The sequence below is a fragment of the Oceanicella sp. genome, assembly GCF_056449545.1.
In genome coordinates this window covers 21,506-34,485 of the sequence record NZ_JBWOMN010000029.1, presented here as the reverse complement: position 1 = coordinate 34,485, position 12,980 = coordinate 21,506, and the positions used below count along the sequence as shown (strand labels likewise).

The window sequence follows — 12,980 nt, the reverse complement described above, 5'->3', positions numbered from 1 at the left end:
AACTCAGGACGCCTTGCCAAGCACCAGCGACGCGTTCGTGCCGCCAAATCCGAAGGAATTGGACAGCGCCACGTCGATCCTGCGTTTCACCGGTCCGTTGGCGGCCAGATCGATCTCCGTGTCCACCGACGGGTTGTCGAGATTGAGCGTCGGCGGCGCCACCTGATCGCGCAGCGCCAATACGCAGAATATCGCCTCCACCGCGCCCGCCGCGCCCAACAGATGCCCGATCGCGGATTTGGTCGAGGACATGGTGACGGTGCTGGCCGAATCCCCCAGCAGCCGCGTCACCGCCTTCAGCTCGATCTCGTCGCCCAGCGGCGTCGAGGTGCCGTGCGCGTTGACGTAGTCGATCCGGTCCGCGGTGATCCCGGCATTCCTGAGCGCCGCCGCCATGGATCGGTAGCCGCCATCTCCGTCAGGGGCGGGCGATGTGATGTGATACGCGTCCCCGGACATGCCGTAACCCAGCACCTCGGCATGGATCTTCGCGCCGCGCGCCTTGGCGTGCTGGTATTCCTCCAGCACCACCACGCCCGCGCCCTCGCCCATGACGAATCCGTCGCGGTCCTTGTCATAGGGCCGGCTGGCCCGGGTGGGGTCGTCGTTGAAATTGGTGGACAGCGCCTTGCTCGCCGCGAAGCCTGCGACGCCGATCTCGCAGACCGGGCTCTCCGCGCCGCCGGCGACCATCACGTCCGCATCGCCGAACGCGATCAGCCGCGAAGCGTCGCCAATGGCGTGCGCGCCCGTGGAACACGCGGTGACCACCGCATGGTTGGGACCGCGGAATCCGTATTTGATCGACACCTGCCCCGAGCACAGATTGATCAGCGCGCCGGGGATGAAAAACGGCGACACTCGGCGCGGGCCCCGCTCTTTCAGCAGCACCGCGGTCTTGGCGATGGATTCGACCCCGCCGATTCCCGACCCGATCATCACGCCGGTGCGATCCTGCGATTCCCGATCCTCGGGCGTCCACCCGGCGTCTTCCACCGCCTGCGTGGCGGCGACCAGCGCATAGGTGATGAACCGGTCGAACTTGCGCCGGTCTTTCGCCGCGACCCAGTCATCGGCGTTGAACGTGCCGTCGGACCCGTCGCCCAGCGGCACCTCGCAGGCGATGTTGCAGGCCAGCGCGGAGGAATCGAAATGCTGGATGCGCCCGGCGCCGGATTTCCCGGCAAGCAGCCGCGACCAGGTCTCCTCGACGCCGCAAGCCAGCGGCGACAGCATTCCAAGACCGGTGATGACGACACGTCTCACAGTTGCGTTCTCCCTGCGGCGCGATGCATGCGGGACGTTACCGAGCCGCCCTCGCGCATGCAAGCGCTTGAAAAACAGGAACGGCGCCCTGGGGGGGGCGCCGTTCGCATCCTTTCGAAGCCGTCAGGCTTCAGGAATTCTCGGTAATGAACTTCACGGCGTCGCCAAAGGTCTGGATGGTTTCGGCCGCGTCGTCCGGGATCTCGATGCCGAACTCTTCCTCGAAGGCCATGACCAGCTCAACCGTGTCGAGCGAATCCGCGCCCAGATCATCGATGAAGCTGGCGCTTTCCGTGACCTTGTCCTCTTCGACGCCCAGATGCTCGACGACGATCTTCTTCACGCGAACCGCAATATCGCTCATTTGGTGATCCTCACTTTCCTGTCAGCCGGTCTGGCTGCCTTTACCTGATCCAAGCCCTGCGGGCTCTTCGCTCGATTGTGCCGGCGCATGAGATCACGCCGTCTGTTTTCGTTGTCGCGCCGCAGCCAGCGACCCGCCCGCCTTGGCCGCGCCTATATCATACGGGTGGGCGCTGGCAAATGCTTTCGCACCGGCGCCGCCCGGCTCAGAACATGGCCATGCCGCCATTCACATGCAATGTCTGGCCGGTGACGTATCCCGCCTCGCCCGAGGCCAGATAGACCACCGCCGCGGCGATTTCATCCGGCGCGCCCATTCGTCCGGCGGGAATCACGCCCAACAGCTTCGCCTTCTGGTCATCACTCAATTCGTCGGTCATCGCCGTGGCGATGAATCCGGGCGCCACGCAGTTGACGGTGATGTTGCGCGACGCCACTTCCTGCGCCAGTGATTTCGACATGCCGATCATCCCCGCCTTGGACGCTGCGTAATTCGCCTGCCCCGGGTTGCCCGTGGCGCCCACCACCGAGGTGATGCCGATGATCCGCCCCCAGCGCGCCTTCATCATCCCGCGCAGCACGCCCCGGCTCAACCTGAAGGCGGCGGTGAGATTGACCGCGAGCACGGCGTCCCATTCCTCGTCGCTCATGCGCATGAAAAGATTGTCGCGCGTCAGCCCGGCGTTGTTCACGAGGATGTCAACCCCGCCCATGGCCGCCGCCGCCGTTTTGGGCAGCGACCTGATCGCCGCCGCATCGCCCAGATCGCAGGGCAGCACATGCGCGCGCGCGCCCAGGGTCGCCGCCAGCGCCTCCAGCGGCGCCACGCGCGTGCCGCTCAACCCCACCGTCGCGCCCCGCGCGTGCAGCGCCGTCGCAATGGCCCCGCCGATGCCCCCCGAGGCGCCGGTGACCAGCGCGCTTTTTCCCGTCAGATCGAACATGACTGACTCCATTTTCCTGTCGGGCCTCGCATCGGGCCCCCGTAAAACCTCAGGCGATCGCCTCGGCCACGGCCTTCGCGTCCGCCGCCGTGTTCACCGCGCGGCATTTCAGCGACCGGTCGATGCGCCGCGCCAGCCCGCTCAGCGCCTTTCCGGCGCCGATCTCCACCAGATCGGTCACGCCCTGCGCCGCCATCCACAGCACGCTCTCGCGCCAGCGCACCGCGCCGGTGATCTGCTCCACCAGCAGCGCGCGGATCGTCTCCGGGTCGCTCACCGCCTCGGCGCGCACATTGACCACCACCGGCACGGCGGGCGCATTGATGGTCACGCCGGCCAGCGCCTCGGCCATCGCGTCGGCGGCCGGCTGCATCAGCGCGCAGTGGAACGGCGCGCTCACCGGCAGCAGAACCGCGCGCCGCGCGCCGCGGCCCCTGGCGATCTCCACCGCGCGCTCCACCGCGTCCTTGTGGCCTGACACCACCACCTGCCCGGGATCATTGTCGTTGGCGGCCTGGCAGACCTCGTCGCCGGCGGCTTCGGCCGCGACCTCGCGCACCGTCGCCAGATCCAGCCCCAGAATCGCCGCCATGGCCCCGACGCCCACCGGAACGGCCGCCTGCATGGCCTCGCCGCGCTTGCGCAGCAGCCGCGCCGCGTCGGACACCGAAAACGCCCCCGCCGCGCACAGCGCCGAATATTCGCCCAGCGAATGCCCCGCCGCATAGCGCGCGGCGTCGACGCCCACGCCCTCGGCCTCCAGCGCGCGCAGCGCCGCCATCGACGTCGCCATCAGGGCCGGCTGGGCGTTGGCGGTCAGCGTCAGATCCGCCGCCTCGCCCTCCCAGATCAGCGCGCTGAGCCTTTCGCCAAGCGCCTCGTCCACCTCTTCGAACACCGCTGCGGCGCCGGGACAGGCCTGCGCAAGATCCCTGCCCATGCCGATCGCCTGGGCGCCCTGCCCCGGAAACATGAATGCGCGCGTCATGGAGTCTCCCTCGCCGTCTGAACGTCACGGACCCGCGCGGATTTCCGCCGGGTCGCGCCCTCGTCTCTACCTCCGCGCCGTCCACGCGTCCAGCCGCCCGCCGCTTGCGCATGACAATCCCCGCCGATCCCCTTGCAAAGGGCGCCGCTTTGCGGCATACGCGCCCGATCCTCCATGACAGCAATCGCGCTGCCTCTCGTATGCGGGCCCCGAGGATGGCGACACCGCATTTTGAAGCGCGCCAGACGAAACAGGTGACACATGGCTCTTTACGAGCATGTCTTCATTGCGCGCCAGGATCTTTCCAACGCGCAGGCCGAAGGGCTCATCGAGCATTTCGGCCAGGTTCTCAAGGACAATGGCGGCGATGTCGTCGGCTCCGAATACTGGGGCCTGCGGACCATGGCCTACAAGATCAACAGGAACCGCAAGGGCCATTACGCGTTCCTCAAATCCGACGCGCCCTCGGACGCGGTGCAGGAAATGGAACGCCTGATGCGCCTCCATGACGACGTGATGCGGGTGCTGACCATCAAGGTCGACGCCCACGAGGAAGGCCCCTCGGCGATCGTGCAGGCCAAGGCCTCGCGCGACGATCGCGGACGCGGCGGACGCGACCGCGGCCCGCGCGGCGATCGGGGCGATCGCCCCCGGCGTTTCTGAATCATAGGAGAGCATCATGTCCCGCAGACCGTTTTTCCGCCGTCGCAAGACCTGCCCGTTCTCTGGCGACAACGCGCCCAAGATCGACTATCGCGACGTTCGCCTGCTGCAGCGCTACGTTTCCGAGCGCGGCAAGATCGTGCCCTCGCGCATCACCGCCGTCTCGTCCAAGAAGCAGCGGGAGCTCAGCCGCGCCATCAAGCGCGCCCGCTTCCTCGCCCTGCTTCCCTACGCCGTCAAATAAGGGAGAATGATCATGGAAGTCGTTCTTCTCGAACGCGTCGCGAAACTGGGTCAGATGGGCGACGTGGTCAATGTCCGCCCCGGCTACGCGCGCAATTTCCTCATGCCCCAGGGCAAGGCGCTGCGCGCCACCAAGGCCAATCTCGTCCGGTTCGAGGAACAGCGCGCCCAGCTTGAGACCCGCAACCTCGAACAGAAGTCCGAGGCCGAGGCCGTGGCCGCCAAGCTCGACGGGCAGCAATACGTGGTGATCCGCTCGGCCTCCGAGGCCGGATCGCTCTACGGCTCCGTCGGCCCGCGCGACGTGGCCGAGATCGCCACCCAAGAAGGCTTCTCGGTGGCGCGCAAGCAGATCGCGCTGGCCAAGCCGATCAAGGAGCTCGGCCTGCACGCGGTCATCGTCACCCTGCACCCGGAGGTGTCGGCGACGATCACCGTCAACGTCGCCCGCTCGGCGGACGAAGCCGAGATCCAGGCCTCCGGCAAATCCATCCAGGACCTGCGCGCCGAGGCTGACGCCGAGGCCGATTTCGACATCGCCGAGCTGTTCGACGACATGGGCGCGGCGGCCGAAGAAGACGGCGGCGACGCGCGCGACGATCCGCGCGACAGCGGGCCGATCGAGGACGAGGACAGCCAGTCCGACGAGCAGCCCACGGTCTGAGCCGCGCGTCGAGCGGAAAAGCCAAGGCCGCGCCGGAGCGATCCGGCGCGGCCTTTTCTTGCGCTGTTTTCGACGCCCTGCGGGCAAGCGGACGGCAAGCCGCCCGACCGCGCGGCCAATGGCGGATCGGGATCCGCCCTACGCAGGGTCGCGACGCCTCAGCCCGGCTGCTTGACGTAGCGCAGATAGGGCAGCTTGGCGTCGACCGCGCCATGCTGCGCTTTCGCCGCCTCATCGGACACCGATCCCGACACGATCACGTCATCGCCGTTCTTCCAGCCCGCCGGCGTCGCCACCTGATGCGTCGCCGTCAGCTGCAGCGAATCGATCACCCGCAGCAATTCGTCGAAATTGCGCCCGGTGGTCATGGGATAGGACATCTGCATCTTGATCTTCTTGTCCGGCCCGATCACGAACACCGTGCGCACCGTGGCGTTGTCCGCGGCGCTGCGGCCCTCGGCGCTGTCCCCGGCATCGGCGGGCAGCATGTCGAACAGCTTGGCCACGCGCAGCTCCGGATCGCCGATCAGCGGATAATCCACCGCGTTGCCGGTCACCTCGGCGATGTCCTTCTTCCACGCCTTGTGGGTCTCCACCGGATCGACGCTGATGCCCACGACCTTGACGTTGCGCCGCGCGAATTCGTCGCGCAGCCCGGCCATGTAGCCAAGCTCGGTGGTGCAGACCGGGGTGAAGTCCTTGGGATGCGAGAACATGATCGCCCAGCCGTCGCCGATCCAGTCGTGAAAATCGATCTCGCCCTCGGTGGTGTCGGCGGTGAAATTCGGCGCGGTGTCGTTGATGCGCAGGCTCATGGTCTCGCTCCTTGTCGGTTCGGGTTTTTTCGCATGGATGCGTCGATACATGGGCGTTCCGAACCCGAGTCGCAATCATTCGCTGGCCCGAATTCCGGCGCCGCGCCGAAAGCCGACATCTATCCCCGATATCCCCGCTGTTCACGGATGCGCGCCGATGCGGCCCGGGATAGGATGCAGCCGCGCGAACGCCCGTAGCAGGAAACGACTCATGGCCGATGGATCCCAATCCCCGCCCCCGCCCACGACAGTGCAGGCCGACGCGACCCAGCAGCCCAGCAACCTCGAAGCCGAACAGGCGCTGCTCGGCGCGATCCTGGTCAACAACGAGGTCTATGACCGGGTCTCGAGCCTGATCGACCCCCATCACTTCTACGACCCCGTGCATCAGCGCATCTACGACACCATGGCGCGGCGCATCCAGAAAAACATGCAGGCCACCCCGGTCACGCTGAAATCCTTCCTCGAGGATGACGAGGGCCTGCAGGAGGTCGGCGGCCCGGCCTATCTCGTCCGCCTCGCCGGCGCCGCCATTTCCATCGTCGCCGCGCGCGACTACGCGCAAACCGTCTATGACCTCGCCATCCGCCGGGATCTCATGCGCATCGGCGACGAGATCCGCTTCAAGGCCGCCAAGGTCGATGTGGACAGCGAACCCCGCGACCAGATCGTCGATGCCGAACAGCAGCTCTACGCGCTCGGCGAAAAAGGCAAATACGAAGGCGGCTTCAAGAGCTTCCTCAACGCCGCCATCGAGGCGATCCATGTCGCCAACGCCGCCTACATGCGCGACGGCGGGCTGGCGGGCATCTCCACCGGGCTCATCGACCTCGACAAGAAGCTGGGCGGGCTGCACCCCTCGGACCTGCTGATCCTCGCCGGGCGCCCCTCCATGGGCAAGACCTCGCTGGCCACCAACATCGCCTTCAACGTCGCCAAGGCCCATCGCGACGGCGAACGCGCCGACGGGACCGAGGGCACGATCGAGGGCGGCAGGGTCGGGTTCTTTTCGCTGGAGATGTCCGCCGAACAGCTCGCCACCCGCATCCTGTCCGAACAGGCCCGCGTGCCGTCCGAAAAAATCCGCCGCGGCGACATGGAGGAGGAGCAGTTCCAGCATCTGGTCGAGGCCGGGCGGGCGCTGGAACGCATGCCGCTCCATATCGACGACACCCCGGCGCTGCCGATCTCCACGCTGGCGGCGCGGGCCCGTCGCCTGAAGCGCCAGCACGGGCTCGACCTGCTGGTCATCGACTACCTGCAACTGGTGCGCCCGGCCACCGCCAAGGACAGCCGCGTCAACGAGGTGTCCGAGATCACCCAGGGGCTGAAGGCCATCGCCAAGGAACTCAACATTCCGGTGATCGCCCTGTCCCAGCTGTCCCGCCAGGTCGAATCGCGCGATGACAAGCGCCCGCAGCTGTCGGATCTGCGCGAATCCGGCTCCATCGAGCAGGACGCCGACGTGGTGATGTTCGTCTACCGCGACGAATACTACAAGGAACGCGAAAAGCCCGGCGAAAACGACATCGAGGCGATGATGAAATGGCAGCAGGTCATGGAACAGGTCGCCGGCAAGGCCGAGGTGGTGATCGGCAAGCAGCGCCACGGCCCCATCGGCACGGTCGAGCTGTCCTTCGAGGGCAGATTCACCAAGTTCGACAACCTCGCCCAGCCCCGCCATGACGGATACTGAGACCTCGTCCACCACCCGCCTTACCGTGGATCTGGGCGCGATCGTCGCCAACTGGCGCGCGCTGCAGGCGCTGGCGGGCAAGGCCGAGGCCGCAGCGGTGGTCAAGGCCGACGCCTACGGGCTGGGGGTCGCGCAGGTCGCTCCGGCGCTGGCCCGCGCCGGCGCGAAAACCTTTTTCGTCGCCCAGGCGCGCGAAGGCGCGGCGCTGCGTCGGATCCTCGGACCCGGCGCGCCGATCTACGTGTTCAACGGATTCACCCAGGCGGATCTGGAACTGTTCGCCGCCCATGCGCTGCGCCCCGTTATTAATTCAACAACCCAACTCAACGCCTTGAAGGCGTCACTTTACGCTTTGCCTCAATGCCCGGAGATCGCTCTGCATGTGGAATCCGGCATCAATCGGCTGGGGCTCGGCATGGCTGATCTCGACCAGATCCGCGCCGAGGGCCTCGCCGACATGCGGGTGACACTGGTGATGTCGCATCTCGCCTGCGCCGACGATCCCGCGCATGCCATGAACGCCCGGCAGCGCGGCGCCTTCGCCGGACGCATCGCGCTGCTGCGCGCCGTCGCGCCCGGGGCCCGGCATTCGCTCGCCGCCACCGGCGGGGCGCTGCTCGGCCCGGATTTCCATTTTGACATGATCCGTCCCGGCATCGGGCTCTATGGCGGTCTGCCCTTCGCCGACGCCCGCCCCGCAGCGCGGCTCGAGGCCCCGATCCTGCAGCTTCGCGCCGTGGCGCGCGGCGAAAGCGTCGGCTACGGCGCGACCTGGACCGCGCAGCGCGACAGCCGGATCGGCGTGCTGCCGCTGGGCTACGCCGACGGGCTGGCGCGCGCCGGCGGGTCCATGCGGGTCTGGCTCGACGACCGCCCCGCGCCGGCGGTCGGGCGCATCAGCATGGACATGATCACCGTCGATCTCACCGACCACCCGCAGGCCGCCGAAGGCCGCTTCGTCGAGATCCTCGGCCCGCATCAGAGCGTCGATCAACTCGCCGCCGCCGCCGGCAGCATCGGCTACGAGACGCTCACCGCGCTTGGCGCCCGCTACGCGCGTCGCTACACAGGCGATGACCGAGCCGGCGGAGCGTAAACCAACCCATGCCCATCCTGTCAGCATTTCAGGCGTTCCTCGCCATGATCGGCCACGCCGTCCTTGGCATGTGCCGGGTCACCGGCTCGATCTCCGCCTTCGCGGCCAGCGGCGTCAGCCACGTGTTCCGACCGCCCTGGTATCCGGTGGAGCTGGCCCGCCAGTTCATGCGCATCGGCTATTACTCGCTGCCGGTGGTGGGGCTGACGGCGCTGTTCACCGGCGGCGCGCTGGCGCTGCAGATCTTTCTGGGCGGCGCCCGCTTCAACGCCGAATCCGTGGTGCCCTCGATCGTCGCCATCGGCATGGTGCGCGAATTGGGGCCTGTGCTGGGCGGGCTGATGGTGGCCGGGCGGGTGTCGGCCTCCATCGCCGCCGAAATCGGCACAATGCGGGTCACCGAACAGATCGACGCGCTGACCACGCTGTCCACCAATCCGATGAAATACCTGGTGGCCCCGCGCCTGCTCGCGGCGACGCTGGCCATGCCGCTGCTGGCGCTGGTCAGCGACATCATCGGGGTGATGGGCGGGTTTCTGGTCGGCATCGGCAGACTGAACTTCAACGCCGGCGCCTATCTCACCAACACCGCGGATTTCCTGGTGCTGGGCGACGTCACCTCGGGGCTGATCAAGGCCTCGGTCTTCGGCTTCATCGTGGCGCTGATGGGCTGCTATCACGGCTACAATTCGGGCCGGGGCGCGCAGGGCGTGGGCCGCGCCACCACCAACGCCGTGGTCTCCGCCTGCATCCTGATCTTCACCGCCAACTACATTCTCACCGAGGCGCTGTTCTCCACATGAGCGCCCCCCGGACCCCAACCAGACCCCAGCCGATGATCGAACTGCGCGGCGTGGTCAAAAGCTTCGGCGCCAAGCAGGTGCTGCGCGGCGTCGATCTCAGCGTCGCGCGCGGCGAAAGCCTGGTCATCATCGGCGGATCGGGCACCGGCAAGTCGGTGATGCTGAAATGCGTGCTCGGGCTCATCGATCATGATGCGGGCGAGATCCTGCTCGACGGCGCGCCCCTCACCCGGCGCCGTCGCGAAACCATGCTGTCGCGCTTTGGCATGCTGTTTCAGGGCGGCGCGCTGTTTGACAGCCTGCATGTCTGGGAAAACGTCGCCTTCCGCCTGCTGCGCGGCGAAGGCCGCCGCCCCCGGGAAGAAGCCCGCGACATCGCCATCGAAAAGCTGCGCCGCGTCGGCCTGACGCCGGAGACCGCCGATCTGTTCCCCGCCGAACTGTCCGGCGGCATGCAGAAGCGCGTCGGCCTGGCGCGCGCCATCGCCGCCGACCCGGAGATCATCTTCTTCGACGAACCCACCACCGGGCTCGACCCGATCATGTCCGGGGTGATCAACGAACTGATACGCGAACTGGTGACCGAAATCGGCGCCACGGCCATGACCATCACCCATGACATGACCTCGGTGCGCGCCATCGCCGACAAGGTGGCGATGATCCATGACGGGAAAATCCGCTGGGCCGGGCCGGTGGCCGATATGGACGATTGCGGCGACCCCTATGTGGACCAGTTCATCCATGGCCGCGCAGAAGGGCCGATCGAGGCCATCAGGTGATGCGCGGTCCGCTGGACCTCGCATTGCGGGTCGCCAACATCGCGCTGCTGATCGCCTATCCGGCGGCCTGGACCGCGCCGCTGGCGCGCACCTCGCTCGCCGGCTGGCTGAACGACTGGTTCGGAGGCGACGCGATTTCCATCCTCAACGCCGTCGTCGAACTGTCGGACGTGGATCCGGTGCTGGCCGGGCTGGTGGCGCTGTTCGGCATCGCCATCCCCTACGCCAAGACCCTGGCCCTGGCCGCCGTGCAGTTCCGCATCTTCTCGCCCCGCGCCCTGCCCCTGCTGGAGGCGCTGGGGAAGCTCGCCATGGCCGACGTGTTCCTGATCGCCATGACCATCGTCATCGTCAAGGGCGTCGGGGTCGGCCATGTGGAAACCGCATGGGGCCTCTACCTGTTCATCGCCTGCGTGCTGTCCTCGATGCTCATCAGCCATCTGACCGGGCGCCGCATCCGCCAGCGCAAGCGCAAATGACGCCCGCCGCGCCGCCCGCCGCCTTGCCCTTCCGGCGCTGATCGCGCAAAACGAAAACCCATGGCCAGATCCACACCCACTTTCGCCTGCTCCCAATGCGGCGCGGCGCACAAGAAATGGGCCGGGCGCTGCGATTCCTGCGGCGCCTGGAACAGCGTGCGCGAAGACGCCGCCCTGTCCTCTGCCGGGCCCTCGACGCGCAGCCTCGGCGCGCAGCGCGGCAAGAAGGCGGCGCTGGTGGCGCTGTCGGGCAGCGAACCCGCGCCGCCGCGGCTTTCCTCCGGCGTCGAGGAACTCGACCGCGTGCTCGGCGGCGGGCTGGTCCCGGCCTCGGCGCTGCTGGTCGGCGGCGATCCCGGCATCGGCAAATCGACCTTGCTGCTGCAGGCCGCCGCCGCCTTCGCGCGGCGCGGCGCCAAGACCATCTACGTGTCGGGCGAGGAGGCCACCGCCCAGATCCGCATGCGCGCCGCCCGCCTCGGGCTGGCCGAGGCGCCGGTGATGCTCGCGGCGGAAACCAACCTGCGCAACATCCTCACCACCATGGACGCGGAAAACCCCGCCGTGGTGGTGATCGATTCGATCCAGACCATGTGGGCGGACAACGTCGACAGCGCGCCCGGCTCGGTCAGCCAGGTGCGCGCCGCCGCGCATGAACTCACCAGCTTCGCCAAGCGGCGCGGCGTCACCGTCATCATGGTCGGCCACGTCACCAAGGACGGCCAGATCGCCGGCCCCCGGGTCATCGAGCACATGGTCGACACGGTGCTGTATTTCGAGGGCGAGCGCGGTCACCAGTTCCGCATCCTGCGCGCGGTGAAGAATCGCTTCGGCCCGGCGGCGGAAATCGGCGTGTTCGAGATGACCGGCAAGGGGCTGGCGCAGGTGCGCAACCCGTCCGCGCTGTTCCTGTCGGATCGCGAACGCGGGGCCTCGGGCTCGGTGGTCTTCGCAGGTCTGGAGGGCACGCGCCCGGTGCTGGTGGAAATCCAGTCGCTGGTCGCCCCCGCCCCGCCGGGATCGGCGCGCCGCGCGGTGGTGGGGCTCGATTCCGGGCGCCTGGCGATGATCCTCGCGGTGCTCGACGCGCGTTGCGGCGTGTCCCTGTCCCAGCATGACGTCTATCTCAACGTCGCCGGAGGGCTGCGGGTCAACGAACCGGCGGCCGACCTCGCCGTCGCCGCCGCGCTGCTCAGCGCCGCGCGCGACCGGCCCCTGTCCTCGGACGCGGTGATTTTCGGCGAAATCAGCCTCTCGGGCGCGGTGCGCGCGGTGTCCCAGGCCGAATTGCGGTTGAAAGAGGCGCAGAAACTGGGTTTTTCCGCCGCCTTCGCGCCTTCGCAGGTGAAGCTGACCGAAAAATCTGACATTAACATGACCCGAATCGAGGATCTGACCGGTTTCATCGACCAGGCGTTCGGGGAGTGACCGTTCGGCGCGGGCGGCCAAGCGAGGGATAGACGAGCATGCAGTACACAATTGCGGACGGCGTGGTGCTGGCGATCCTCGCCGTGTCCGGGTTTCTGGCGTTTTCGCGGGGTTTCACGCGCGAGGTGTTCGCCATCGGCGGCTGGGTGCTGGCCGCAATCATCGCCGTCTACATGGCCCCGACGCTTGAACCCCTGCTCAAGGAACTGCCGACCGTCGGCCCGTTCCTGGAAAATTCCTGCACGTTCTCCAAGCTCGTCGCCTTCTCCTCGGTGTTCGCCATCGTGCTGATCGTGCTGTCGATCTTCATGCCGTTGTTCTCGGGCGCCATGCAGGCCTCGCCGCTGGGGGCGCTCGACAAGGGGCTTGGCTTCCTGTTCGGCGTGGCGCGCGGCGTGCTGCTGGTGGCGGTGGCCTGGCTGATCTACGACCAGTTCATCCCGCCCTCCAGCCAGATCCCGGAAATCGAAAACGCCCGCTCCGCCGCGCTGATGGCCGAGGTGACGACGATGATCGAGGAAAACGCCCCCACCAGCATCCCCGACTGGATCCTCGACCCGGTCAACCGGCTGATGGAGGAATGCGGCGGCATCCCCGGCCTGTCGCCCGACGCGGGCGCGGCGACCGATTCCTCGACCTGATCGCGGCGCGCGCATAACAGTGTGACGACGCGTCGATGACCGGCTGATGACATGGCGCCGGCGCGCCGCTATAACCCGCCCCGAGTCACGCCGCGCCGGCGTCTGCCAGCGC

General features: G+C 67.7%; 15 protein-coding genes. 10 read left to right on the top strand and 5 right to left on the bottom strand.

The genetic code is table 11. The features are described 5' to 3' along the window. Nucleotides 1-3: 3 nt before the first annotated feature. From fabF to fabD, 4 genes are all read right to left on the bottom strand, one after another. Nucleotides 4-1,266, bottom strand: a complete 1,263-nt coding sequence (fabF, locus tag AC1HC7_RS04960) for a beta-ketoacyl-ACP synthase II (RefSeq protein ID WP_479496090.1) — start codon at nt 1,264-1,266, stop codon at nt 4-6. A gap of 130 nt (nt 1,267-1,396) precedes the next feature. After that, nucleotides 1,397-1,630 (bottom strand): acyl carrier protein, encoded by a 234-nt coding sequence (locus tag AC1HC7_RS04955; RefSeq protein ID WP_479496091.1) that lies wholly within the window; start codon nt 1,628-1,630, stop codon nt 1,397-1,399. A gap of 205 nt (nt 1,631-1,835) precedes the next feature. Continuing rightward, nucleotides 1,836-2,573, bottom strand: a complete 738-nt coding sequence (gene fabG, locus AC1HC7_RS04950; protein WP_479496092.1) for a 3-oxoacyl-[acyl-carrier-protein] reductase — start codon at nt 2,571-2,573, stop codon at nt 1,836-1,838. 49 nt (nt 2,574-2,622) lie between these two features. Beyond that, nucleotides 2,623-3,561, bottom strand: coding sequence for an ACP S-malonyltransferase (fabD, locus tag AC1HC7_RS04945; RefSeq protein ID WP_479496093.1), 939 nt, complete (start codon nt 3,559-3,561; stop codon nt 2,623-2,625). Between the two features lie 261 nt (nt 3,562-3,822). Between fabD and rpsF the strand changes: the two genes are divergently transcribed. Genes rpsF through rplI form a run of 3 tightly spaced genes read left to right on the top strand, consistent with a single transcriptional unit; the run spans nt 3,823 to nt 5,131 of the window. Further along, the gene (gene rpsF / locus AC1HC7_RS04940; protein ID WP_479496094.1) at nt 3,823-4,224 is read left to right on the top strand and encodes a 30S ribosomal protein S6; all 402 of its coding nucleotides are present in this window, start codon (nt 3,823-3,825) and stop codon (nt 4,222-4,224) included. A 16-nt stretch (nt 4,225-4,240) separates the two neighbouring features. Next, nucleotides 4,241-4,468 carry a 30S ribosomal protein S18 gene (gene rpsR / locus AC1HC7_RS04935; protein WP_479496095.1) on the top strand — a complete coding sequence of 76 codons (228 nt, stop codon included), beginning with the start codon at nt 4,241-4,243 and terminating at the stop codon, nt 4,466-4,468. A gap of 12 nt (nt 4,469-4,480) precedes the next feature. Beyond that, entirely contained in the window at nt 4,481-5,131 is a 651-nt protein-coding gene (gene rplI, locus AC1HC7_RS04930; RefSeq protein WP_479496096.1) for a 50S ribosomal protein L9, read from the top strand. A gap of 158 nt (nt 5,132-5,289) precedes the next feature. On the opposite strand, the gene AC1HC7_RS04925 is transcribed toward rplI, so the two are convergent. Then, the gene (locus AC1HC7_RS04925; protein WP_479496097.1) at nt 5,290-5,946 is read right to left on the bottom strand and encodes a peroxiredoxin; all 657 of its coding nucleotides are present in this window, start codon (nt 5,944-5,946) and stop codon (nt 5,290-5,292) included. A gap of 211 nt (nt 5,947-6,157) precedes the next feature. Between AC1HC7_RS04925 and AC1HC7_RS04920 the strand changes: the two genes are divergently transcribed. From AC1HC7_RS04920 to AC1HC7_RS04890, 7 genes are read left to right on the top strand one after another with little or no spacing between them, the layout of a single operon-like run. Continuing rightward, complete coding sequence (locus tag AC1HC7_RS04920; RefSeq protein ID WP_479496098.1) at nt 6,158-7,642, top strand: replicative DNA helicase; 1,485 nt, start codon at nt 6,158-6,160, stop codon at nt 7,640-7,642. After that, nucleotides 7,629-8,738 (top strand): alanine racemase, encoded by a 1,110-nt coding sequence (gene alr / locus AC1HC7_RS04915; protein ID WP_479496099.1) that lies wholly within the window; start codon nt 7,629-7,631, stop codon nt 8,736-8,738. Before AC1HC7_RS04920 ends, alr begins: the two co-directional genes overlap by 14 nt. 8 nt (nt 8,739-8,746) lie before the next feature. Further along, nucleotides 8,747-9,541, top strand: a complete 795-nt coding sequence (locus AC1HC7_RS04910) for an MlaE family ABC transporter permease (RefSeq protein WP_479496100.1) — start codon at nt 8,747-8,749, stop codon at nt 9,539-9,541. Nucleotides 9,542-9,573: 32 nt separating this feature from the next. Next, on the top strand, nt 9,574-10,320 hold the full coding sequence (locus AC1HC7_RS04905) for an ABC transporter ATP-binding protein (protein WP_479496128.1): 747 nt from the start codon (nt 9,574-9,576) through the stop codon (nt 10,318-10,320). After that, entirely contained in the window at nt 10,320-10,799 is a 480-nt protein-coding gene (locus AC1HC7_RS04900) for a paraquat-inducible protein A (protein ID WP_479496101.1), read from the top strand. The genes AC1HC7_RS04905 and AC1HC7_RS04900 overlap by 1 nt, the downstream gene beginning before the upstream one ends. A gap of 60 nt (nt 10,800-10,859) precedes the next feature. Further along, entirely contained in the window at nt 10,860-12,227 is a 1,368-nt protein-coding gene (gene radA / locus AC1HC7_RS04895; RefSeq protein ID WP_479496102.1) for a DNA repair protein RadA, read from the top strand. A gap of 38 nt (nt 12,228-12,265) precedes the next feature. Next, a complete protein-coding gene (locus tag AC1HC7_RS04890) occupies nt 12,266-12,868 on the top strand; it encodes a CvpA family protein (RefSeq protein WP_479496103.1) in 603 nt (200 codons plus the stop codon). Nucleotides 12,869-12,980 lie beyond the last annotated feature (112 nt).

Bases quoted from the DNA above. Each gene is read 5' to 3' on its own strand.
- AC1HC7_RS04900 (WP_479496101.1), top strand. From the start codon at position 10,320: ATGCGCGGTCCGCTGGACCTCGCATTGCGGGTCGCCAACATCGCGCTG.
- AC1HC7_RS04925 (WP_479496097.1), bottom strand. From the start codon at position 5,946: ATGAGCCTGCGCATCAACGACACCGCGCCGAATTTCACCGCCGACACC.
- alr (WP_479496099.1), top strand. From the start codon at position 7,629: ATGACGGATACTGAGACCTCGTCCACCACCCGCCTTACCGTGGATCTG.
- AC1HC7_RS04890 (WP_479496103.1), top strand. From the start codon at position 12,266: ATGCAGTACACAATTGCGGACGGCGTGGTGCTGGCGATCCTCGCCGTG.
- AC1HC7_RS04905 (WP_479496128.1), top strand. From the start codon at position 9,574: ATGATCGAACTGCGCGGCGTGGTCAAAAGCTTCGGCGCCAAGCAGGTG.
- AC1HC7_RS04910 (WP_479496100.1), top strand. From the start codon at position 8,747: ATGCCCATCCTGTCAGCATTTCAGGCGTTCCTCGCCATGATCGGCCAC.
- fabG (WP_479496092.1), bottom strand. From the start codon at position 2,573: ATGTTCGATCTGACGGGAAAAAGCGCGCTGGTCACCGGCGCCTCGGGG.
- rpsR (WP_479496095.1), top strand. From the start codon at position 4,241: ATGTCCCGCAGACCGTTTTTCCGCCGTCGCAAGACCTGCCCGTTCTCT.
- AC1HC7_RS04920 (WP_479496098.1), top strand. From the start codon at position 6,158: ATGGCCGATGGATCCCAATCCCCGCCCCCGCCCACGACAGTGCAGGCC.
- fabD (WP_479496093.1), bottom strand. From the start codon at position 3,561: ATGACGCGCGCATTCATGTTTCCGGGGCAGGGCGCCCAGGCGATCGGC.
- rpsF (WP_479496094.1), top strand. From the start codon at position 3,823: ATGGCTCTTTACGAGCATGTCTTCATTGCGCGCCAGGATCTTTCCAAC.
- rplI (WP_479496096.1), top strand. From the start codon at position 4,481: ATGGAAGTCGTTCTTCTCGAACGCGTCGCGAAACTGGGTCAGATGGGC.
- radA (WP_479496102.1), top strand. From the start codon at position 10,860: ATGGCCAGATCCACACCCACTTTCGCCTGCTCCCAATGCGGCGCGGCG.
- AC1HC7_RS04955 (WP_479496091.1), bottom strand. From the start codon at position 1,630: ATGAGCGATATTGCGGTTCGCGTGAAGAAGATCGTCGTCGAGCATCTG.